The organism is Agrobacterium sp. 10T429 (assembly GCF_056393925.1).
The window spans coordinates 183,568-205,651 of the sequence record NZ_JBFTGV010000006.1 but is presented as its reverse complement, the minus strand read 5'-3'; the positions used below and the strand labels follow the sequence as shown (position 1 = coordinate 205,651).

Annotated in this window: 21 protein-coding genes; 8 read left to right on the top strand and 13 right to left on the bottom strand. The window is 57.7% G+C overall.

Translation table 11 applies throughout. The features are described from left to right. Nucleotides 1-151 precede the first annotated feature (151 nt). A complete protein-coding gene (locus AC1DCP_RS15745; protein WP_476774449.1) occupies nucleotides 152-517 on the top strand; it encodes a PAS domain-containing protein in 366 nt (121 codons plus the stop codon). 60 nt (nucleotides 518-577) lie between these two features. Beyond that, nucleotides 578-1,573, top strand: coding sequence for a KpsF/GutQ family sugar-phosphate isomerase (locus AC1DCP_RS15740; RefSeq protein ID WP_065660458.1), 996 nt, complete (start codon nucleotides 578-580; stop codon nucleotides 1,571-1,573). Nucleotides 1,574-1,576: 3 nt separating this feature from the next. On the opposite strand, the gene AC1DCP_RS15735 is transcribed toward AC1DCP_RS15740, so the two are convergent. The 6 genes from AC1DCP_RS15735 to AC1DCP_RS15710 form a co-directional block, all read right to left on the bottom strand. Further along, nucleotides 1,577-2,044 carry an NfeD family protein gene (locus AC1DCP_RS15735; RefSeq protein ID WP_013761855.1) on the bottom strand — a complete coding sequence of 156 codons (468 nt, stop codon included), beginning with the start codon at nucleotides 2,042-2,044 and terminating at the stop codon, nucleotides 1,577-1,579. Between the two features lie 2 nt (nucleotides 2,045-2,046). Beyond that, on the bottom strand, nucleotides 2,047-3,096 hold the full coding sequence (locus tag AC1DCP_RS15730; protein ID WP_476774448.1) for an SPFH domain-containing protein: 1,050 nt from the start codon (nucleotides 3,094-3,096) through the stop codon (nucleotides 2,047-2,049). A 60-nt stretch (nucleotides 3,097-3,156) separates the two neighbouring features. Next, entirely contained in the window at nucleotides 3,157-4,191 is a 1,035-nt protein-coding gene (gene hemH, locus AC1DCP_RS15725) for a ferrochelatase (protein ID WP_013761853.1), read from the bottom strand. Nucleotides 4,192-4,546: 355 nt separating this feature from the next. Then, nucleotides 4,547-6,478: a 5'-nucleotidase C-terminal domain-containing protein gene (locus AC1DCP_RS15720; RefSeq protein ID WP_112682421.1), complete on the bottom strand. Its 1,932-nt coding sequence runs from the start codon at nucleotides 6,476-6,478 to the stop codon at nucleotides 4,547-4,549. A gap of 217 nt (nucleotides 6,479-6,695) precedes the next feature. Continuing rightward, the gene (gene omp10 / locus AC1DCP_RS15715; protein WP_038494261.1) at nucleotides 6,696-7,070 is read right to left on the bottom strand and encodes an outer membrane lipoprotein Omp10; all 375 of its coding nucleotides are present in this window, start codon (nucleotides 7,068-7,070) and stop codon (nucleotides 6,696-6,698) included. 148 nt (nucleotides 7,071-7,218) lie between these two features. Beyond that, the gene (locus AC1DCP_RS15710) at nucleotides 7,219-8,664 is read right to left on the bottom strand and encodes a homospermidine synthase (protein WP_038494259.1); all 1,446 of its coding nucleotides are present in this window, start codon (nucleotides 8,662-8,664) and stop codon (nucleotides 7,219-7,221) included. 323 nt (nucleotides 8,665-8,987) lie between these two features. Between AC1DCP_RS15710 and AC1DCP_RS15705 the strand changes: the two genes are divergently transcribed. Continuing rightward, complete coding sequence (locus AC1DCP_RS15705; protein ID WP_003511446.1) at nucleotides 8,988-9,896, top strand: sensor domain-containing diguanylate cyclase; 909 nt, start codon at nucleotides 8,988-8,990, stop codon at nucleotides 9,894-9,896. Here AC1DCP_RS15705 and AC1DCP_RS15700 read toward each other — a convergent pair. Both AC1DCP_RS15700 and AC1DCP_RS15695 read right to left on the bottom strand, forming a co-directional pair. Beyond that, complete coding sequence (locus AC1DCP_RS15700; protein WP_174043229.1) at nucleotides 9,893-10,528, bottom strand: aminotransferase class IV family protein; 636 nt, start codon at nucleotides 10,526-10,528, stop codon at nucleotides 9,893-9,895. The two genes, AC1DCP_RS15705 and AC1DCP_RS15700, sit on opposite strands and share 4 nt — an antisense overlap. A 42-nt stretch (nucleotides 10,529-10,570) precedes the next feature. Next, entirely contained in the window at nucleotides 10,571-12,421 is a 1,851-nt protein-coding gene (locus AC1DCP_RS15695; protein ID WP_476774418.1) for a M3 family oligoendopeptidase, read from the bottom strand. Nucleotides 12,422-12,590: 169 nt separating this feature from the next. On the opposite strand from AC1DCP_RS15695, the gene AC1DCP_RS15690 reads away from it, so the two are divergent. Both AC1DCP_RS15690 and AC1DCP_RS15685 read left to right on the top strand, forming a co-directional pair. Beyond that, a complete protein-coding gene (locus tag AC1DCP_RS15690; protein ID WP_003511442.1) occupies nucleotides 12,591-14,135 on the top strand; it encodes a sigma-54-dependent transcriptional regulator in 1,545 nt (514 codons plus the stop codon). Between the two features lie 176 nt (nucleotides 14,136-14,311). Then, nucleotides 14,312-16,219 carry a peptidoglycan L,D-endopeptidase MepK gene (locus tag AC1DCP_RS15685; RefSeq protein ID WP_019564917.1) on the top strand — a complete coding sequence of 636 codons (1,908 nt, stop codon included), beginning with the start codon at nucleotides 14,312-14,314 and terminating at the stop codon, nucleotides 16,217-16,219. A gap of 85 nt (nucleotides 16,220-16,304) precedes the next feature. Here the strand turns inward: AC1DCP_RS15685 and pyk are convergent, their stop codons facing one another. Further along, nucleotides 16,305-17,744, bottom strand: coding sequence for a pyruvate kinase (gene pyk, locus AC1DCP_RS15680; protein ID WP_003511440.1), 1,440 nt, complete (start codon nucleotides 17,742-17,744; stop codon nucleotides 16,305-16,307). Continuing rightward, nucleotides 17,744-18,148: a DUF1036 domain-containing protein gene (locus tag AC1DCP_RS15675; RefSeq protein WP_370647635.1), complete on the bottom strand. Its 405-nt coding sequence runs from the start codon at nucleotides 18,146-18,148 to the stop codon at nucleotides 17,744-17,746. The genes pyk and AC1DCP_RS15675 overlap by 1 nt, the downstream gene beginning before the upstream one ends. Nucleotides 18,149-18,421: 273 nt before the next feature. On the opposite strand from AC1DCP_RS15675, the gene AC1DCP_RS15670 reads away from it, so the two are divergent. The 3 genes from AC1DCP_RS15670 (at nucleotide 18,422) to AC1DCP_RS15660 (ending at nucleotide 19,940) form a co-directional block, all read left to right on the top strand. Continuing rightward, complete coding sequence (locus tag AC1DCP_RS15670; RefSeq protein WP_038494249.1) at nucleotides 18,422-19,210, top strand: N-formylglutamate amidohydrolase; 789 nt, start codon at nucleotides 18,422-18,424, stop codon at nucleotides 19,208-19,210. Nucleotides 19,211-19,225: 15 nt separating this feature from the next. Next, a complete protein-coding gene (locus tag AC1DCP_RS15665; protein ID WP_038494246.1) occupies nucleotides 19,226-19,531 on the top strand; it encodes a DUF1244 domain-containing protein in 306 nt (101 codons plus the stop codon). A 151-nt stretch (nucleotides 19,532-19,682) separates the two neighbouring features. Then, nucleotides 19,683-19,940: a DUF2312 domain-containing protein gene (locus tag AC1DCP_RS15660; RefSeq protein WP_006314683.1), complete on the top strand. Its 258-nt coding sequence runs from the start codon at nucleotides 19,683-19,685 to the stop codon at nucleotides 19,938-19,940. A gap of 69 nt (nucleotides 19,941-20,009) precedes the next feature. Here AC1DCP_RS15660 and AC1DCP_RS15655 read toward each other — a convergent pair whose 3' ends face one another. The 3 genes from AC1DCP_RS15655 to AC1DCP_RS15645 all read right to left on the bottom strand — a co-directional run bounded on the left by AC1DCP_RS15655 (nucleotide 20,010) and on the right by AC1DCP_RS15645 (nucleotide 22,084). Continuing rightward, entirely contained in the window at nucleotides 20,010-20,630 is a 621-nt protein-coding gene (locus tag AC1DCP_RS15655; protein WP_476774417.1) for a hypothetical protein, read from the bottom strand. A gap of 100 nt (nucleotides 20,631-20,730) precedes the next feature. Next, nucleotides 20,731-20,856, bottom strand: coding sequence for a type B 50S ribosomal protein L36 (gene ykgO / locus AC1DCP_RS15650; protein ID WP_003497670.1), 126 nt, complete (start codon nucleotides 20,854-20,856; stop codon nucleotides 20,731-20,733). Nucleotides 20,857-20,995: 139 nt separating this feature from the next. Further along, nucleotides 20,996-22,084: a 5-(carboxyamino)imidazole ribonucleotide synthase gene (locus AC1DCP_RS15645; RefSeq protein WP_038494241.1), complete on the bottom strand. Its 1,089-nt coding sequence runs from the start codon at nucleotides 22,082-22,084 to the stop codon at nucleotides 20,996-20,998.

Sequence of the window (22,084 nt, the reverse complement as noted above, 5' to 3'; positions counted from 1 at the left end):
TGAAGAAAATTTGCCGAGATGCCCAATATTTCGAATATGATCAGATTTAAACGTTTCATTTTGATACGGAATCGCCCTATGATTGGGTGGAACTCATCCGTTTTATTTTAGCAATCCAATTGATTTTTATTTTGTGTCACAGCGTCGTTTCATGAATCCCGTTTTGAACATCAAGCAGGTCGGTTTTTATTGCTGGGATATTACCAATGACCGATTCTATCTAGACGAAGTCTGCGCTGAACTCTTGGGCATTCCTTTGCGGCAGGCGATGCAGGGCATCAGCATTTTCCAGATGCTCGAAAAAGTGGATATCGGCCATCGCAATCATGTGATCGAAACTGCGCTCACGACGCTTAAGGCCGCCAGCTTTTACCATCAGGAATATGCCGTGCGCCGTGATGACGGCTCTATCTCATGGATAAGGACAGTCGGGCGATATCTGGTCGATGAAGAGAACATCCCTTTCAAGCGGATGGGAACGATGGAGGAGATTTCTCCGCCGAACCTGCGCCACTAAAGAGCGGCGATTTTCGGCTGTAGAGTGGACTTATTCGAGTTGAAATAGTAACAGTCGGCCATGATTACGAGAGCCGTGAAACTGGTTGAAGACAATGCGATTGAATCCGCCGTGCGGACGATTTCGATGGAGAGGGCTGGCCTTGCCGCTCTTGAAGAGGCCCTCAGGAACGGGCTTTCCGAACCTTTCTGCAAGGCGATCGAGACGATCGGCCAGTCTAGTGGCCGCCTCATCATCACCGGTGTCGGTAAAAGCGGCCACATAGGCGCCAAGCTCGCGGCCACCTTCGCCTCCACGGGAACGCCTGCGTTTTTCGTGCATGCGGCAGAGGCCAACCACGGCGATCTGGGCATGATCGGCGGTGATGACGTAGTGCTGGCGATCTCCAAAGGCGGTGAAAGTTCAGAGCTGCGTAGCATCATCAACTATTCGCGCCGTTTCTCCATCCCGCTGATTGCACTTACCTGTTCGGAGAGTGCATCGCTGGCGAAGGCAGCCGATATCGTGCTTCTGGTTCCAAATGAACAGGAAGCCTGCCCGCTCGGACTTGCGCCTACCACGTCCACATTGATGCAGCTGGCACTTGGCGATGCCCTTGCCGTTGCGCTTCTGGAAGCACGCAATTTCACTGCCGGTGATTTCAAGGTGTTTCACCCCGGCGGCAAACTGGGTGCGGGCCTTACGCTGGTCAGCGATATCATGCATACCGGCGACCGGGTGCCGCTAGTCGGCAAGGGAACTTCGATGCCGGAAGCAGTCAGTGTTCTTTCCCGCAAGCATTTCGGCTGCGTCGGTATTCTGGACGAGGATGGCCGTCTGTGTGGCATCGTCACCGAGGGCGATATGGCGCGCAACCTGTCGCGCAACCTCGCGGAATTGACGGTGGACGACATCATGACCCGTACTCCGAAAACGGTCAAAAAATCGGTGCTGGCGACCAGCGCTCTGGCGACGCTGGAAAAATTCCACATCGGTGCGCTGATCGTCGTTGATGACGATAACCGACCAATAGGGCTGGTGCATTTCCACGATCTGTTGAGAATCGGTGTGGCCTGATCGCTATGGGCGGTCGAGTGGCTCTATTGTCAGGGTGCGGCCACGCGCAGCTGCGATCCTGACACGTGTTCCGGCTGGCATGTCCTCACCGTTAACGGACCACCAGGTATCGTCCAGCCTTATGCGGCCGCGTCCTTCGACAACCGGCTCCTGCAGGGTCGCTGTGCGGCCAACAAGGCTGGCTTCCCGTTGATTGAGGAAGGGTTCGTCGCTTGCCTCACGGTTTTTGCCGAAATATTTCCGGCCAAGCAGGGCGAAGGCGATGGAGAGGGCGGCAAACAGCACCAGTTGCAATTGCCACGCCCAGAATGCAGCATCCCAAAACAGCAGGGAGAGAGCGCCGATCACCAGCGCGGCAATGCCAATCCAGATCAGAAACACGCCCGGAGCGACCAGCTCGGCAGCCAGCAGAATGAAGCCGGCAATCCACCAGCTCCATGGTCCCAGTTCCGTGGCAAGCCGTTGCAGCATCGTCACTTCTCCGATGAAGAGCCGAAGGGATTACCGGGAATTGTCACGTTGATGGCCTGGGCCGAAGGCCGCGACGGCGGCACCGAGCGGGAAGATGCGGGGACGGCGGGCGCGGTTGGTGCATCGCCCTTGTCGCCGAAGACCTCGCGGGCGATTGCCCCTATGCCGCCGAGCGAGCCGATCAACGCAGAAGCCTCCATCGGCATCAACACGATTTTCGAGTTTTTGGCGGTGCCGATATTGGAGAGCGCTTCGGTATATTTCTGGGCAACGAAGTAATTGATCGCGTGGACATTGCCGGCAGCGATGGCTTCCGACACCATACGGGTGGCGTTGGCTTCGGCCTCGGCCAGACGCTCGCGGGCCTCGGCATCGCGGAACGCCGCTTCGCGCTGGCCTTCCGCCTCGAGAATGGCAGATTGTTTTGCGCCCTCTGCGCGCAGAATCTGAGCATTGCGGGCGCCCTCGGCCTCCAGCACCTGCGCGCGTTTTTCACGCTCTGCCTTCATCTGTCTTGCCATGGAATCGACGAGATCTTTCGGCGGCGCGATATCTTTGATCTCGATGCGCGTGACCTTGATACCCCACGGTCCCACCGCCTCGTCCACCACGCGCAGGAGGCGATCGTTGATGGCATCACGGTTCGACAATAACTCATCGAGATCCATCGAGCCCATTACCGAGCGGATGTTGGTCATGGTGAGGTTTTCAATAGCCATTTCCAGATTGGTGATCTGGTAAGCGGCCTGTGCGGCATTGAGGACCTGATAGAAAGTGACAGCATCAGCCGAGACACTGGCATTATCGCGGGTGATAACTTCCTGTGTCGGTATATGCAGAACCTGCTCCATCACATTCATCTTCGAACCGATGCTTTCGAAGAACGGCACGATGAGGTTGAGGCCCGGCTCGAGTGTGCGGGTGTAGCGCCCGAACCGTTCAACCGTGTAGCGATGCCCCTGCGGTACGGTCTTGATGCCGGCAAAGAGCACCAGAATGACCAAAACAACCGCCGCTATGACGACGATATCGAAACCGCCCAATGCAATCATCACTTCTTCCTCCAGCACCACAACCTTTTGGGATCTTACACCCGCATCGTTATGGCAAGATTACACCCAACCTTGCAACTCTTGTCGTACAACCTTTTCGAGAACTGTCATACCCTCGACGCTGTCGTTGAGACACGGGATGTGGGTGAATTTCTCGCCGCCATTATGCAGGAAGATTTCTCCGGCCTCACCGGCAATTTCCTCCAGCGTTTCAAGACAATCCGATACGAAACCGGGGTTCATGACGGCGATGCGTTTGATGCCCTCGGATGCCAGCTTTTCCATGGTCTTGTCGGTATAGGGCTGCAGCCATTCTTCTGGCCCAAAACGCGACTGGAAGGTGATCATGAAGTTCTTCTCGGTCCGTCCCAGCGCTTCCTTCAGCAGACGGGCGGTCTTCTGGCAGTGGCAATAATAGGGATCGCCCTTCCTGAAGTAGGATTGCGGAATGCCGTGGAAGGAGGTGATCAGCATCTCCGGTTCCCAGTCCAGCGTTGCCAGATGGTTTTTGACGGAGGCGGCAAGCCCCTCGATATAGGCAGGATCGTCATGATAGGGCGGAACGGTCCGGATGGCGGGCTGCCAGCGCAGCTTCATCAGATGTTCGAAAGCCTTGTCATTCACCGTTGCCGTGGTCGATGCGGCATATTGCGGATAGAGCGGGAATAGCAGGATTTTCTCGCATCCCTGCTCCTTCAGCGCGTCGATTTTCGAGGCGATGGAAGGCTGGCCGTAGCGCATGGCCCAGTCAACGACGACATTGGGCAGATCCTTCAGTGCCTGTGCCATCAGTTCGCCCTGGCTTCGGGTATAGGTGCGCAGATAGCTTTCGTTGCGATCGCGGTTCCAGATTGCCTCATAGGCCTTGCCGACCTTCTGCGGGCGCTTGTTGAGGACGATGCCGTACAGGATCGGATACCAGTAGAGGCGCGACCATTCGATCACGCGTTTGTCGCTCAGAAATTCCGCCAGATAACGGCGCATCGGCCAATAGTCCGTACCATCCGGCGTGCCAAGATTGACAAGCAGAACGCCGACCTTGCCAAATCTTACGCGGGGATGGTCTACGGGAAGTGCGGATAATTCTGTCGTCATGAATGACACCCTGAACTCGTACTGGTTGCGTGAGAACGTTTCCGTTTGGGATAAAGGGCGGAAACGCTCCATTTTTTGTTTTTATACATGGCCGGACGCAAACCGTGACGCGGTTTTGCCGGAAATGCTCAAGCTATATGCTCGTGCCGTCAATTTGTTCACGTGTTCTAGACGAAATTTGTAAGGATTGAACCACCTGCGGAGGTGATTTCCGAGGTGCGGTAACGGACGCATTGTCTTTTGATAAAACGCAGCCTGTAATGATCTGTTTTTAAAGGGAAAATAAGAAGCCGGCCTCATGGTGCGAGGCCGGCTTCCCGTCTGCGGCAAATTGCCCTGTCTGTGTGTTCGCGGCTTATTGAGCCGGAACCTCCAGTTCCTCGCCGATCTCGATATGGTTCGGCTGCTTCAGCGTGTTTGCCTTGGCAATCCTGGTCCAAAGGGCACCGTCGCCATACTTCTCCGCCGCGATCTTCCAGAGCGAATCGCCCTTTGCGACGACATATTTGCTGGCGGCAGCCGCGGCCGCTGCCGGCGTGGTGGTGGCAGGTGCAGTCGCGGCAGGTGCTGAGGGAGCCGGGGCTGGTGTGGCGGCCGGAGCGGTTGCAGTTGCCGCCGGTGCTGTTGCGGCAGGCGCTGGTGCAGCGGGCTTTGCCGGAGCTACATAACCGGCAGGCGTCACTTCGGTGATGCGGCCGTCCGTGAAGGGCTTATAGGGGCTGTTGGCCGTAATATATGCAGCTACAGCCTCTTCGAGGTTGGGGCCGAAGTCGTAGGCGTTGATCGCCTTGGTCGCGAATACCTTGAAGCCATCGCCGCCGGTGCGAACGTAATTATTCGCCGCAACAGTGTAGGTCTTTGCCGGGTCGAGAGGCACGAAAGCGTCGCCCTCCTTGACCTCGACCGCAGTAACGCGGCTGCCGGCCGGCTTGGAGCGGTCGAAGGAATATTTCATGCCTGAAACCTGCATGAAACGACCCGCGCCATCGTCGATCTGGCTGACGCCGTTTTCGAGGGCAGCGCGAATATCCTCGCCCTTCAGCTGGAAAGTCGCGACCGTGTTCTGGAACGGCAGAACCGTCAGGACTTCGCCCATCGAGACATCGCCGCTATCGATGGAGGAGCGCAGGCCACCGCTATTTGCGAAAGCGATGGTGACGCCCTGATCCTTGACGCGGGCAAGGGTCGCATCCGCTACCAGATTACCCATGGAGCATTCTTTGACGCGGCAAACCTTGCGGTCACCTTCGATCGGGCCTTCCGAAGTGCCGACGACCTTCGATTTGAGCGCCTCGATTGGTGCTTTCAGTTCATCGATACGCTTGAGCGTTGCTTCGTCGGGTTTGAAGGATGAATCGATCAGGATCGGATCGCCCTTGCTTTCCTTGACCACGCCGCTGTCATCGAAGACGACGCGCAGGTCACCCAGATATTTGCTGTATTGCCCTGCCTGAACGACCGGAACCTTGTAGCCGCCGGGATTGTCGACGAGTGTCGGATAAGGCCCTTCGGCCTTCTGGTCGGTGTTGGAGAGCAATGTATGCGAGTGGCCGCCGACAACGACGTCCACATCCGGGATTTTCGCGATGAATTCGAGGTCGCGTGGATATCCGACATGGGTCAGGGCAATGATCTTGTTGACACCCTCGCCTTTCAGCTTCTGCACCTGTTCGCTGATTTTCGCGACATCTTCCGCAATGGTGATATTGGGGCCGGGGGTCGCAAGTTCCGCCGTGTCGTTGGCGACAGCGCCGACAATGCCGATTTTCTGGCCGCCGACTTCAAGGACGATGGACGGCTTGACGCGATCGCCGATTTTCGAGGCGGCGCTGGCAACCACATTGGCGGTCACGACCGGAAACTGAACCTTGTCGAGGAAGCCCGCAAGTCCGTCTTCGCTATCATCGAATTCATGGTTGCCGACGGTCATGGCGTCGAACTTCATGGCGTTCAGCACTTCGGCTTCAACGGTACCCTTGTAGGTGGTGTAGAACAGAGAACCTTGAAAATTGTCGCCGGCATTGAGCAGGAGAACGTTCTTGCCTTGAGCCTTGAGCGCGTCCCTTGTCTGGTTGATTGCGGTCAAGAGGCGCGCGGCGCCGCCAAAGCATTCGTTTTTGCCTTCCTCTTCCGCTGAGCAGGTCGAGTCGAATTTATTGATCGATTCGATACGGGAGTGAAAATCGTTAATGTGAAGAATGTTGAGTTCGTAATCGGCCAGAGCCGCTCCGGCTGAAAGCGTTATCGCTGAAACGCTCAGCATACTCAGTCTCAAAATTTTCTTCATGGTCCCTCTCTCCTGTTCAAAGCGGAAGCCCTGGCCGGTCGATCATCATCAGGCCGTGCTCATTCTCTAGTCTGAAAGTATGTCAGTCTTTCAAAGCGCGATGTTTCCATTTAGCGGCAGCTGCCGCAAGCGGAAATTGTGACAGTGGCGCAATAAAGCAAAACGCACGCTTGAGGCGTGCGTTTTAAAAGCTCATACCATTGAAAAGTCTGTGTTATCAGCCCTGACGAGACAGCGAGAACTGGCTGTTGCTGTCTGTCGTGCAATTCAGTTGTGACGGGGAGACGAGCGCGCAGTTGACGCGCGATTGCGTGTTACGCACCAGCGACGTCATGTTGATTTCATAGAGCGTCGGCGAAATCGTAACATAGGTGCCTGATGCCAGAAGCGTGTTGGTATCGGTCGAACGGGTGGAGAAAGCACCGTTCTGGAATGTCGATACGATGCCGTTGCGGTCGATCCAGCGGCCATCCACGGCCGGGCCGCGGGCAAGCGAGGGTGCCATCGACGTCTGCTGGGAGGGACCCGGCGCAACGCATGAAGACACCGCGATTGCGGCACAAAGCAAAGCAGCGCTTGTCTTGAAGTTCATGAGCCTGTTCTCCTGCGATTCGATGAAACCCTGATGTTTCGACCATGCCGTGAAGCGTTATTTATTTCAAGGCAACGTTGTTTGCTCTCCCGGGTTCCTGACATCCGTCATGAAAACACCTGCGTGACAAATATGAGACGCCATGCCCTCAGCGCACGAGGATGTTGCGGAACTGCCAGGGATCCGAGGTGTCGATATTGTCTGGAAACAGTCCCGGGCGACCGTCAAGCGGCGTCCAGTCCGTGTAATGTCCTTCGACCGGTCCAAGATAGGGACGCTGCACCTCAAGGCAACGGCGATAATCCATTTCATCCGCCTCGACGATGCCGGCCTGCGGATTTTCAAGCGCCCAAACCATTCCGGCCAGTACCGCGGAGCTGACCTGCAATCCGGTCGCGTTCTGGCTGGGGGCGAGCGCCCGTGCCTCCTGCAAGGTTAGCCGCGAGCCATACCAATAGGCATTTTTGTCATGGCCGTAGAGAAGAACACCCAGCTCGTCGGCACCATCGACAAGCTCGTCTTCGCCAAGCACATGCTGGATCGGCTGCGGCGTGCCGCCATTACCGAAAAGTTCGTGCAGGGAAAGGACGGCGTCGTTGCAGGGGTGGTAGGCATAGTGACAGGTGGGCCGGTAGATCAGATTGCCATCGTCATTGCGGACGGTGAAATAGTCGGAAATCGAGATCGCCTCGTTGTGGGTGACCAGAAATCCATATTGCGGCCCTTGTCCGGGACACCATGTCCGTACCCGCGTATTGGCGCCGGGTTGATCGAGATAGATCGCTGCCTTGCTGCCCTTTTTTTGTTTTTTCGCGTTTTTCGGCATCCAGTTTTCATGCGTTCCCCAGCCGAGTTCGGCGGGCTGAAAACCTTCGGCGATAAAACCCTCGACGGACCAGGTGTTCCAGAATGCGCCGAATGGCTTGGGATTTTTTGCCCGCTGCGTATCGCGCTCTGCCACATGCACGCCCTTGACGCCGAGCTGCTGCATGAGCTTTGCCCATGCCTGCCGGTCATGCGGTTGGGGCTCTTCGATGTCGAGACCGCTATCCTTGGCGAGATTGACCAGCGCCTGTTTTACGAACCAGGACACCATGCCGGGATTTGCACCGCAGGTGGAAACGGCCGTTGTGCCGCCCGGTTTCCGAGCCTTTTCTTTCAGCATGGTCTCACGCAGCGAATAATTGGTACGGGAGGCATTGTCGGCGTCTGCATCGAAGTAAAAGCCGGGCCACGGCTCCACTACGGTGTCGATGTAGAGCATGCCATGTTTGCGGCAGAGCCTCATCAGATCGACGGATGCGGCATCGACCGAAAGATTGACGCAGAAGCCCTGACCCTGAACCCCTTTAAGGAGTGGCTTGAGCACCTCCTTGTAGTTTTCTTTGGTCAGATGCGTACGGATATGGCGAATATTTCTCTCGGCCAGATACGCTGCGATATCCTCGCGCGGGTCTATGACGACGAGCCTAGTCTTGTCGAAGTTGAAATGACGTTCGATCAACGGAAGAGTGCCGCGCCCGATGGAGCCGAAGCCGATCATGATGATGGGGCCGTCAATATCGCCGTAAATCGGATGGTTTGCGTCCGTCATTCGTCATTTTTCCTTTTTAAGCCAATAAGTAAGCTAGATCATAAAAGCGTGCCACAATAAAGGGCAGGTGCATGACGGACATATGACGGTGGCGCAAGCCCGGGATGCGAAAGTTGTGACGGGTTGGTGTGTGGTGATCCCGTTCTGCGCGGTTGCGATCTGGCGAGATTGAAGTCGAGACCTTCCGACCGCATTCTTCCCCTTCGCATTTTAGAGACTACGTTTATAATCAAGTTCTTCTTTTCGTGTATATGTCCTAGGGCTTGGGGGCTTTTGCAAGATGACGAAAAGGGGGCTTTTCGTCATCACAGGAGTGTTGCCTGTTGAATAGTCTTATCGAGCGTGTCGCAGCGCTTCAGAGCGCCACCCCCGTTCTTATTGCACTTTACGATTCCGAAGACCGGTTGCGGCATGCCAACCCGTCGTTTCGGCAGAGCTTTCAGCTTGCCGACGATGATTTTTCGACCTGGGCGGAAATCATGCGCTTGAACCACCGTCTGCGAACCGGCGTGGTCGTCAGAAACAGCGATTTCGAGGGCTGGCTTTTGTCAGCGCAGTCCCGGCGCGGCAAGCTGCCGTATCGTGCCTTCGAGATGGACATGTATGACGGCCGCTGGTTCTGGATGACGGAGACGGTGCAGCAGGATGGCTGGATGCTGTGTGTCGCAAGCGATGTCACCGAATTGCGCCAGGGCTACAGAACCCTGCGGCAGGACCGGGATCTGGCGGTGCGCGCCTCGCAGACCGACGAATTGACGGGAACGGCGAACCGGCGTTTTGTTTTCGCCAAACTCGCGCTGCAGGTGGAGCGGGTCGGCAAGGGGCTTGAAGCGCCCTTTTGCCTTTGCACGCTCGACATCGACTTTTTCAAGCACATCAACGATCGTTTCGGCCACAAATGCGGCGATGCGGTGCTGCGCGATTTTGTCGGGATCGCCCATTCCGTCGTCCGGCGGGTGGATTGTTTTGGCAGGATCGGCGGTGAGGAATTCATGCTCATCTTGCCGCGCAGTTCGGTTGTTGAGAGCCGGGAGATCGTCGAGCGGCTACTGCAAAAGGTGCGTCTTTCCAGACCTCTGGCCGAGTTTCCGGATTTTTCCTATAGCTGTTCCGCTGGAATGACGACCTATCGGATGGCAGAAAGTGCCGACGATGTTTTCATGCGCGCCGATCAGGCGCTTTACGCTGCCAAGGAAAAGGGCCGCGACCGGCTTTTGGCGGTGACGGTTTAGACCAGCTCCGCCGCGATCAGCCCATGCAGCGAATTTCCCACGAACAGCCGTCGACCGGCAATATCCTCCGGCTTCAATGCCTGCCCGCGTGCCTTTCGCTGGCGGATGAGATCGGCACGCAGGACGCCCGGCAGAATACCGCTGTCGAGCGGCGGCGTCAGCAATTGCCCGTCCGGCATTTCGACGAAGATGCTGGTCGATGATCCCTCGCACAACTCGCCGCGCTCGTTGAGCAGCAGAACCTCGTCTGCATCCCCGGCTGAAAATTCGGCGCGGGCGGCATCATAGGGTTCCCGGCGCGATGATTTGTGGCGATAGAAGGTGTCGGCGGAATCAAGCCTGGTTTGCGTCGCGATGCGGATCCGCCAGACGGTTCCCTCCTGCAACGGCCGAAAGTCGGCCGTTTCGATATCGAGCTCACCCTTGTAGTTCATGACCAGCTTCACGCAGAGCGGACTTTCGCCGCCCACCTTCTTCTCCAGTACCTGAACCGCGTTGACCGGTGCTCGGAAACCGAGCGCATCGGCTGAGCGCAATAGCCGGCGCATATGCTGGTCAATGCGCTGAAAGCCCGATTGCGGCTCCCAGCGCAGCGTTTCTCTCAAGGTCAGATCGGCGGGTTTGCGTTTCATTGCCTTTGCTCGTCGCCTGTCATCGGTATTTTTCGGAGGCAATCAGGCCTGTTTGCTGTCAAGCGCTTCCAGTTCGTCGATCAGCCCTTCGATCATGGCAAGACCCTTGTCCCAGAAGGAAGGGTCTGTCGCATCGAGGCCGAATGGTTTCAGAAGTTCCGAATGGTGCTTGGTGCCGCCTGCTTTCAAAAGCTCGAAATATTTCTCCTGGAAGCCGGTCTCGGCCTTCTGGTAAACGGCATACAGCGAGTTCACCAGGCAATCACCGAAGGCATACGCATAAACATAGAAGGGAGAGTGGATGAAATGGGGGATGTAGGTCCACCAGGTCTCATACCCTTCGGAAATCTTGATCGCCGGGCCGAGGCTCTCGGCCTGAATGGAAAGCCACAATTCACCGATCTGTTCGGAGGTCAACTCACCCTGCTTGCGGGCGGTGTGCAGCTTGCGTTCGAATTCATAAAACGCGATCTGTCGCACGACCGTGTTGATCATGTCCTCGACCTTGCGGGCGAGCATGGCCTTGCGTTCCCTGACGTCCTTCGTGTCGTCAAGCAATTTGCGGAAGGTCAGCATTTCTCCGAAAACGGAGGCAGTTTCGGCAAGCGTCAGCGGCGTCGCGCACATCAGCGCGCCTTGGTCGCCGGCCAGCACCTGGTGCACGCCGTGGCCAAGCTCATGGGCAAGCGTCATCACGTCACGCGGTTTGCCGAGATAGTTGACGAGGACATAAGGATGGGCCGAAGGCACGGTCGGATGCGCGAAGGCGCCCGGCGCCTTGCCGGGCCGGGCGGGGGCGTCGATCCATTGCTCATCGAAGAAACGGCGGGCGATATCGGCCATCTCCGGCGCAAAATCGCCATAGGCGGACAGCACGGTGTCCTTCGCCTCATCCCATGGAATGATCGTATTCGATGTATCGGGAAGCGGCGCGTTGCGGTCCCAGTAGTTCATCTGTTCCATGCCGAGCCATTTCGCCTTCATGGCGTAATAACGATGCGAAAGGCGCGGATAGGCATTTTTCACGGCGGCAGCCAGAGCGTCGACTACCTCGCGCTCCACACGGTTTGCCAGATGGCGGCTGTCGGCGATGTCTTCGAACTTGCGCCAGCGGTCGGAAATATCCTTGTCCTTGGCCAGTGTGTTGGTGATGAGGGTGAAGACCCGCAGATTATTGGTGAAAGTGGTGCTGAGCGCCTGTGCTGCCTTCTTGCGAGTTTCCGGCTCCGGCTCCTGAAGCATATTGAGCGTTACTTCCAGCGAAAGGCTTGCGCCGTCTATCTCGAAGCGCAGGTCGGCCATCGTCTCGTCGAACAGGCGGTTGAAGGCGCTGGCACTCGTCATCGATTTTTCGAGGAATAGCTGTTCGAGCTGGTCATCGAGCTGGTGCGGCTTGTCCTTGCGCAAATCCACCAGCCACGGCCTGTAGTGCCCAGCTAAGGCATCGTTTGCCATGCAGGCATCCATTACGGCGTCGTCGATGCGGTTCAGTTCAAGCGTAAAGAACAGCAGATGGGCGGAAATATCCGTCAGTTTCGCCTGGGCGTCGCCGTAAAGCTTGCCGTTTGCCGGGCTGGACGTATCTGAAAAATACGTCAGCCCCGCAAAGGAGCCGATGCGGCCGATAAGATCGTCCAGCGCTTCATATTCCTTGAGAGCAGCGCCGATGCCGTTGGCGCCCGTCGCCTTTGCAGCGTCTTCAAGCTTGCCCTTCCATTTATCCTCGAAAGCCGCCGCCAGCGTCGCCGCCTTCTCAATGTCGCCCTTGTATTCCGGCGAATCGCCCGAGGGATAGAGATCCGAGAGTTTCCAGCCGGGCAGGTCGCCAAGGGCAGGGCCGGAGGTTTCGGCAAGCGAAAATACGGGGTGCGGTGTTGGGCGATTGAGGGTCATCGAACGCGTCCTTGTCGTTATGCCTGCGCAGCATATGGGGCCTTTGTTTCCCGCAGCAATGGATAAAATGCAAGCAAATCTCAAAACTGGATGTTCAAATCTCCCGTGCCAGAGTGCGCCACAAGGGACCGCATGACGCAGGTCCATAAACCGGAAACCGGAGCCAAAAATGACCGCGCATGTTCTCGTGATAGACGATGATCCCGTCCAGCGCCGCCTGCTCAAAAATGCGGTGGAACGTTATGGGCATCTGGCCTTGCTTGCAGAAAACGGCAGGGCGGGGCTGGAGCTGCTCAAGCAATATAGCGGCGAGATCAATGTTGTCGTCCTCGACCTGATGATGCCGGAAATGGATGGCCTCGCCTTCCTGAAAGCCGTTGGCGAACTCGGCACCGACGTCCCGGTCATCGTCCAGACGGGGCAGGGCGGCATCGATACCGTCGTGCAGGCCATGCGCGCCGGCGCCTTCGATTTCGTCGTGAAGCCGGTCTCGCCGGAACGGATCGGCGCCGCCATCTCCAATGCCCTCAAGCTCGACAGGAGAGAGGCAAAGGCCCGCACGGGCAGGCGCGGACGGAGCAATGCCGTGAATTTTACTGATATCGTTTCCGCAAGCCCGGCCATGCTGAGGGTGATAGAACTGGCGCAGCGCGCCGCCCAGTCCAGCATTCCCGTGGTGCTGGAAGGCGAATCCGGCGTCGGCAAGGAAATGGTCGCCCGTGCAATCCAGTCGGCTGGCGACAGGGCGAACAAACCATTCATCACCGTCAATTGCGGCGCTATCCCGCACAATCTGGTGGAGAGTATTCTTTTCGGTCACGAGAAGGGCGCTTTTACCGGTGCCACGGAAAAACACGTTGGCAAGTTCATGGAAGCGGATGGCGGAACGCTGTTCCTCGATGAAATCGGTGATCTGCCGCTCGACGTGCAGGTAAAGCTACTGCGGGCAGTTCAGCAGGGCGAAATCGAAACTGTCGGTTCCGCGCGTGTGCAGAAGGTGAATGTCCGCCTGATTTCCGCCACCAACAAGAATCTCATCGAAGAGGTGAAGGAAGGCCGCTTCCGCGAGGACCTGTATTATCGCCTCAACGTCTTTCCTATCACCATTCCGGCGTTGCGCCGGCGCAAGGAGGATATTCCCCATCTAGCACGGGTGTTCGCGGAGCGTTTTTCGGTGGAACAGAAATTGCCAAATCCCGTCGGCCTCGATGCCAGCGCGCTGGCACTGCTAACGGCCTATGACTGGCCGGGCAATATCCGCCAGCTTGAAAATGCGGTCTTCCGCGCCGTCGTGCTGTCGCAGGGCGAGGAACTGGCTGATTCCGATTTTCCGCAAATCGCGCTGCAATTGCCGGAATTCGCAGGTGGGGACGATGCGGGTGAGTCGATCCGGTCGCCGTCTGGATCGTCGCTGAAACTCGCCGCCTATTCTCCGCCGCCGCCGGCCGCCGAAAGTCACGCCATTCTGGATGAGGCGTCAGATATTTCCACCACGATATACCGGGGAGGAAACCTGATCTCCAGCATGGACGATTCAGGCAATATCAGGAAGCTGGCCGAGATCGAAGAGGAGCTTATCCGTTTTGCCCTTCGTTTTTATCGCGGGCAGATGAGTCAGGTCGCAAGGAAACTTGGTATCGGCCGCTCGACGCTTTATCGCAAGCTGAAGGACTATGGCATTGATCCGGACGATCCGTTGCGGGATGCGGCATGATTGCACAAACCGCCTATTCGACGGCAGATAGCAAGATTCGTTAACTTCTGAGCAAGGATATCCGCTTACCGTCTATAAACCTCTTGTTAGTGGCTGATTCACTATATAGAGGAAGGTTGCATCTGTGTGGCAATTTTGCCATCGTGTCACCGTATTTGACGTTCATTTGAGGCAATGTGACAGAAATTGTCTTCCAGGCGGGGATCGAATTGCCATATCTGCATCGAAATATCGCGCTGTCGACCAAGATCGCGCGCGGCTTGATCAAGGATATATGCACGAAGCTGTCGGCACGCGCTGTCACCTTTGCCTGCTTGATGCTCGCCGCAATGCCATTCGCAGGTGTCTCGGCGACGGAAGCTTTCGCCGAAACGCGCAGTCTCAAACTGTATTATATCCATACACGCGAGAAGGCGGTCATAACCTTCAAGCGCAACGGAAAATACGACCAGAAGGGTCTGCAGGAGCTGAACCGCTTTTTGCGTGACTGGCGTCGTAACCAACCGACGCGGATGGATCCGCGTCTTTTCGATCTTGTGTGGGAAGTCTACCGCCGCAGTGGCGCGACCGATTACATCAACGTTGTTTCGGCCTTCCGTTCGCCTGAGACTAACGGCCTCCTGCGCACGCGCACCAAGGGCGTGGCGGAAAAAAGCCAGCATATGCTCGGCAAGGCCATGGATTTCTACATTCCGGGCGTGAAGCTTTCCACACTGCGCGAAATCGGCATGCAGATGCAGATTGGCGGCGTAGGTTTCTACCCGACCTCGGGTTCTCCCTTCGTGCACATGGATGTCGGCGGCGTTCGTGCCTGGCCGCGCATGAGCCGTCAGGAACTCGTGCGTATCTTCCCCAAGGGCAATACGCTGCACGTTCCTTCCGATGGCAATCCGCTTCCCGGTTATGAACAGGCCTTGGCTGACTACAAGAAGCGCGTCAATTCCTCTTCCATTCAGGTTGCTTCCAGCGCCGGTGCCGGCCCTGCGTCCTCCGGTGGTGGCGGCAAGCGCAAGACACTGTTGCAGGCGCTCTTTGGCGGAGGCGACGAGGATGAAGATCCCGATAGCATTGCAACGCCGCAGCCCGCAGAACGTCCGGCTGTCGCTCGCCCTGCAACGCCACCGCCTGCTGCACCTGAGCCAGAACCGACGATCGCCGTTGCTTCCGCCCAACCGCTTCCCGGTGTGAGCACTGCGCCGCTGCCCATTGCACGTCCAGCTTTCGGCAACCAGCCTCCGGCCAATACGGGCCTTGCCACCGCGCTTTATTCTCCGGCCCGTAATGCGGCGCAGGATGCCCTCCAGGCTGCGACAACACCGACGCCGACCTCTGCTCCGGCCGAGCGTCAGCAATTTGCCGATCTGGCTGAGGTATCCGTGCCTGTGCCGACGCTTCTTGGGCCGCGTGGCATGCGTGGCGACGCTGAAGGATCGATCCTGACCGCATCCGCAGATGGTGCGACACCCGCAGCGAGTGGCGAACTTGCGTCTATTCCGGTGCCGGCCAATCGTCCGGCTGTGGCGGAAGCCCTGCTGGCACAGGCCAATGCTGATCCGGAAGGCGACGAAGATCTCGCCGAAGAGCGGAAAGATACGCTTTCGCCGACTGTGGTTGCTGCTCTGGAACAGAGCGGTCAGGCTGCCCGTTCGCAGATCAATTCCGCTACCGTGCCGACAGCCGCGCCGTTCCCGGCTGCCGTCAACCACAAGGTTACAGTCGCGCCCGCCGAAACGGCGAAGGCTGAGCCAGAGGCAGGTTTCGGTGACGCCTTTGATCTGAAACCCTCCATCAATGGTGGGCTGACGGCCGGCTTGCCGACCAAGGGCTCACGCCCGAGCAGGCAGGATGCCGCCGTTTCCCATCAGGCCATGGTCGGCGGTGGTCGTCTGACGCAGGATCTGATCTCTGACTGGGCGCTCAACCAGAACAAGGGCTCGACCGGCCGCTCGGTGAAGGCGCCGCGCGTCGTCGCCAACCGTATGCTCAGCCACGACATGTCGGCTTCGGCCACATCGGCAAGTTTCAAGCCCGGTGCAGCGGCGATCGAGTCCAGCCGTTTCAGCACGCCGGTGAAGATGCACTGAGCCCCGCTTTCTGCAATGCGGCCGAAAGGCCAACAAAAAACCCGCCGGTGACGGCGGGTTTTTTATTATGCTTGATATCGCGATATCAGACGCCGCTCTGGCCGTCCGAACCGATATAGGCGATGCGCACCATGTTGGTCGCGCCCGGGGTGCCGAGCGGCACGCCGGCGGAGATGATGATGCGGTCGCCCGGCTTGCCGAAACCTTCGGACACGACGATGCGACAAGCGCGGTTCACCATATCGTCCAGATCGCTGGCGTCACCGGTGACCACGCAATGCAGGCCCCAGACGACCGAGAGACGGCGTGCGGTCTGGATGATCGGCGAAAGCGCAATGATCGGAACCTGTGGCCGCTCGCGCGCGGCGCGCAGACCCGTTGTGCCGGACGAGGTGTAGGTGACGATCGCGGCGAGCTTCAGCGTTTCGGCAATCTGGCGGGCAGCAAGCGAAATGGCGTCTGCACCCGTCGCTTCCGGCTGTGGGCGCTGCGCGTAGATGATGTTGGAATAATAGGGGTCCTGTTCCACCGTGCTGGCGATGGATGCCATGGTCGATACGGCTTCGATCGGATAATCGCCGGAAGCGGACTCGGCCGAGAGCATGATAGCGTCGGCGCCTTCGAATACGGCAGTCGCAACGTCCGAAACTTCCGCACGGGTCGGAACCGGAGCTGTGATCATCGATTCCAGCATCTGTGTGGCAACGACAACCGGCTTGCCGGCACGACGGCAGGCGCGGGTCAGCTGTTTCTGGATGCCCGGAACGGCTTCCAGCGGCATTTCCACGCCGAGATCGCCGCGTGCGACCATCAATGCGTCGGAAAGCTCGATGATTTCTTCGATGCGCTCAATAGCCTGCGGCTTCTCGATCTTGGACATCAGGCCAACGCGACCGCGCGAAATCTTGCGCACTTCGGCCAGGTCTTCCGGGCGCTGAACGAAGGAAAGGGCAACCCAGTCCACTTCGTTGGTTGCGAGAACGGCGTCGAGGTCGACGCGGTCCTTGTCGGTCAGAACGCCGACGCCGAGCAGGGTGTCGGGCAGGCTAATGCCCTTGCGGTCGGAAATCCGGGTACCCGAAACAACAGTGGTGACGATGCTCTTGCCGTCGCTCTTCTCAGCGCGCAGATGCAGCTTGCCGTCATCGATCAGCAGGCGGTGACCAGGCTTGACCGCTTCGAGAATTTCAGGATGCGGCAGGAAAACGCGGGTGTTGTCGCCGGGCGTATCGTTATTGTCCAGCGTAAACGTCTGGCCGGGAACGAGATCAACCTTGGTTTCGGCAAATTTACCGACGCGCAGCTTGGGACCCTGCAAGTCGGCCAGAATGCCGATGGGACGGCCGTTACGGCTTTCGACGGAGCGAATACGCTCAATCAGCGTCCGCATCACGTCGTGGCTCGCATGGCTCATGTTGATGCGGAAGAGATCGGCGCCGGCCAGATGCAGCTTTTCGATCATTGCCTCGTCGGAAGAGGCGGGGCCGAGAGTTGCAAGAATTTTGACTTTGCGGTTACGCTTCATCAGTTTTGATTTCCCTGTGTGCCTGGCGTATCGGAAAGCTGGACCATCCAGCTGCCCTGTCTGCCCGTGTCATATTCCTTGAAACCCATTCTCTGGAAGCTGCGGGCATAACAATCGTCTACGCCGGCGATTTTGAACTCGTTTTCCGCCACGCACATGTTGACGTCACCGGTCCAGCGGCCGCCGTGAGCGGCGTCCTCGGCATAAAGATAATAATAACGCGACTGCAACTCACCCTCTATCAGCGTTGCGCAGGTGGAGGAGGGGACCTGCCACCAACCTTCACTGACCCAGCCGTCCTGCGCCCGGTAGCCGATTGCAACCCCCACGAGGTTTTGCGTGCTGTTGCAGACGCGGAAGTCCGCATGCGCGGCCTCCACGAAGACAAACGGGGTCAGAAACAATGCCGCTGCGGAGAAAAGACGGGCAAGATGCCGAAAGTGGCGAGGAAGAGCGAGAGATGACTGAGTCACGGCTTCCATCCGGATTCCATGGTTATAATGAACACACTTCTTGGCGTGGCCGCCAAAGAAAGTCAACGCGAGTTTAATCGATTATATTGTTCGTGGGATCGTGAGTGCGATAAGGTAGATGGCTGTTCTGTCGCCGAAACTTGCGCCCGGCCTCAAGCCATGCCATCAAGCTTTTCTCCTCAATCTTGCCCCAGAAAATTATCGATGAACGACTTCATACCCTATGAAATCATAGAAGGCGATTATGACAAAGGCATGGTTCTTCTGGCGGACCATGCCATGAACCTCCTGCCGGCACACTACGGCAAACTTGGCCTTCCGCAAACCGCTTTTCATCGTCACATCGCATTTGATATCGGCATTGAAGGGCTGACGCGCTCTCTTGCGGCCCGCCTCGGCGTGCCGGCCGTGCTTGGGCGATTTTCGCGCCTCCTGATCGACCCTAATCGCGGCGAGGACGATCCGACCCTTATCATGAAGATTTCGGACGGGGCGATCATCCCCGGCAACCACCCGATTTCGGATGAGGAATGGCAAAGACGGATCGAGATTTTTCATCGTCCCTATCACAATGCCGTCGATCGCGTGCTCACCGGTGTAGCGCAGTCGTCGGGGGAAGCGCCGCTTGTTCTGTCGCTGCATTCGTACACGCCGTTCTGGAAAGAAACACCGCGGCCCTGGCATGCGGCGGTTCTCTGGGACACGGATAATCGTGCGGTCGATCCGCTTCTGGCGCATCTGCGCGCGACCGGCGACATTCTCGTTGGTGACAACGAACCCTATGACGGGGCGCTGAAGGGCGATACCATGTATCGCCATTGCATGATGAAGGGCATACCGCATGCGCTTCTTGAAGTTCGGCAGGATTTGATCGCGGATGAGGAAGGGATTGCCGAATGGTCGGACCGGCTCGCTCCCATTTTCGCCGCAATGAACGACGATCCCATTTTGCATGAATATGAGCTGTTCACCTCTCGCACCGGCCCCTACTGAGCCTGGAGCTGCCCCATGACGACACCGAATGACAAACAGCAGATTGAATTCGAGGCCGCCGCATTCCGCCGTCTCGTCGAGCATCTTCGCGAGCGTCACGATGTGCAGAACATCGACCTGATGAATCTCGCGGGCTTTTGCCGCAATTGCCTTTCCAACTGGTATGGGGAAGCCGCTAACGAGGCCGGCGTTGCACTCACCAAGGAGCAATCCCGGGAAATCGTCTACGGAATGCCCTATGAGGAGTGGAAGGAAAAATATCAGGCGGAGGCGAGCGACGCCCAGAAAGCCGCCTTTGAGCAGAACAAGCCAACGGAATAACCCCCGATCGACGGAAACGACTTGACGTGAGGCCCGTCAGTGGGCAGGTCACAGGCCGGAATTTTTGCTGCCCGGCTGGCGGCGACCGGCGAAGGCTTCGCCTGGATTTAATGAACAAGGCTCACCCGAGCTGCTACCAATGAAGGATGATATGATGGACGAAACGAGCACCACCGAAACCGTCGCCGCCGCCGAACTGCGTCAATTCATCGAGCGCGTCGAGCGTCTCGAAGAGGAAAAGGCCGCCATTCAGGGAGACATCAAGGATGTCATGGGCGAGGCGAAGGGTCGTGGCTACGATACCAAGGCGATCCGCACCATCATCCGCCTGCGCAAGAAGGACGCCAACGAGCGTATCGAGGAAGAAACCATTCTTCAGACCTATATGGCTGCGCTTGGCATGGAATGATCGGTTGACGGTCCCACAATGAAAAATCGCCGCTTTTGCGGCGATTTTTGTTTGGATCGTCTGCGATATTCAGCTGCGAGTGCCAGCCAGCTTTTCAGAAAGGTCAGTGGCCTCTTTGCGGGCGTCCTTGTCCGCGGGATAGAGCGCGAGATAGCGTTCCCAGGCTTTCAGCGCCAGATCGTCACGGCCTGAGGCTTCGAGGATGTTTGCAAGGCTCGCCAATGCCGGAAAATAGCGCGGCTCCTTCTCCAGCGTCAGATTGATATCCGCCATCGCCTTTCGGGTGTCGCCATCCGCAAAATGCACCATGGCGCGGCGATAGGGCGCCTGCACGTAGTCCGGATCGAGTAAAATAGCCTGGTCGAGAAAATCGTAAGCGGCGGCGTTGCGCTTCTCGTCTGCGGCTTCACCTGCCCATTGCATCAGGAGATTGATTGTCGCGCTGCCAGAATCGTTCCATTCGGAAGCGATCTGGTTGGCAATGCTGCGCGCCTTGACCGCATTCCGCTCTTTTTTCAGCGATGCGAAAAGACTGTCAACTGTCTTTGCAGGTGAAGGCGCAGCCTCCAGGGCTGCGGGAGGCTGACCATCTGCCGCATGACCAAGGGACGCCATTCCTGAAAGCAGGAGGCCCGAAAGCAGGAAACCCTGAGCGACGATGATAGCCGTGCATAAACGATTTGGGCGCATGGGTTAAAGCTTAACCCGACTGCGCCCAATATCAAATGCAAAGTTCTGCACTGTCAACAAAGTGATCCGCGATGTGATCGCGAACCGCAGTGGCACTCAATCAGCCCTGACGAGCCTTGAAGCGCGGGTTCTGCTTGTTGATGATGTAGACGCGGCCCTTGCGGCGAACCAGGCGGTTATCGCGATGACGGGCCTTAAGCGCTTTAAGCGAATTCTTGATTTTCATTTTACTGGTCCGCAGTTTTGCACGGCTTTTACCGTGCTTATTCAAACAATCAAAAGCGCGCAACGGGGCGCGCTCTTTTCGGTTGGCAGGCAAATACCCGTTTGACCCCTGCCTGTCAACACTTCCAGACGTCTTTGCCTTAAAAGACTGAGGCTTTTCCTGTGTGCAAAAGCTCGGTCACATGGCCCATCTTGCGGCCAGGCCGTGCTTGCGTCTTGCCGTAAAGATGCACGAGACAGTCTTTTTTCGAAAGCCATGCTGGCACATCATTGATGTCATCGCCGATGAGGTTCGTCATGACGCAATCCGAATGGCGGGCCGTGCTGCCGGGGGCAAGACCGGAGACGGCTCGTATATGCTGTTCGAATTGCGAGACCACGCAGGCCGCTTCCGTCCAGTGGCCGGTATTGTGCACGCGCGGCGCCATTTCATTGGCAACGAGCGAACCATCGGTCAGGACGAAAAACTCGATGCCGATCACGCCGACATAGTCGAGCGCGGCCAGAAGCTTTTCCGCCGATTGCACGGCAACCGCCTCCGCCGCATCGGAGAGTGCTGCCGGCACGGTGGATGTATGCAGAATGCCGTTCAGATGAATGTTTTCGGCCGGATCGTAGCAGGTAACGGTGCCATCCCTGAAACGGGCGGCAATGATCGAGATTTCCCGCTCGAAAGCGACGAAGCTTTCGAGGATGAGCGGCACACCACCGAGTGCTGCGAAGGCGCCTGCGATGTCCTCACCACCCTTGAAAAGCCTCTGGCCCTTGCCGTCATAGCCCATGCGGCGGGTTTTCAGCACACCCTTGCCACCAAAAGCGGCCAATGCCGCTTCCAGTTCTTCCTGATTATCCACGGCGCGGAAATCGGCGGTCGGAATGCCGCAACCGTTGAGGAAGCGTTTCTCCGTCAGCCTATCCTGCGAGGCGCTGAGAGCCTGCGGCGGGGGATAAACGGGAACGGAAGCGCTCAGGGTCTCGGCTGCGGTGACGGGTACGTTCTCGAATTCGTAGGTCACGACATCGCAAAGGCGAGCGAGTTCCGCAAGCGCCGTCTCGTCACCGTATTCCGCGACGATCTGGCTGTTGCAGACCTGCGCCGCTGGACAATCGGCTTGTGGTTCGAGAACGATGGTGCGGTGGTTGAGGCGCGCGGCGGCCATTGCCAGCATGCGGCCAAGCTGCCCGCCGCCGATGATGCCGATGGTGAGATTGTTCGTATTCATCGTCAT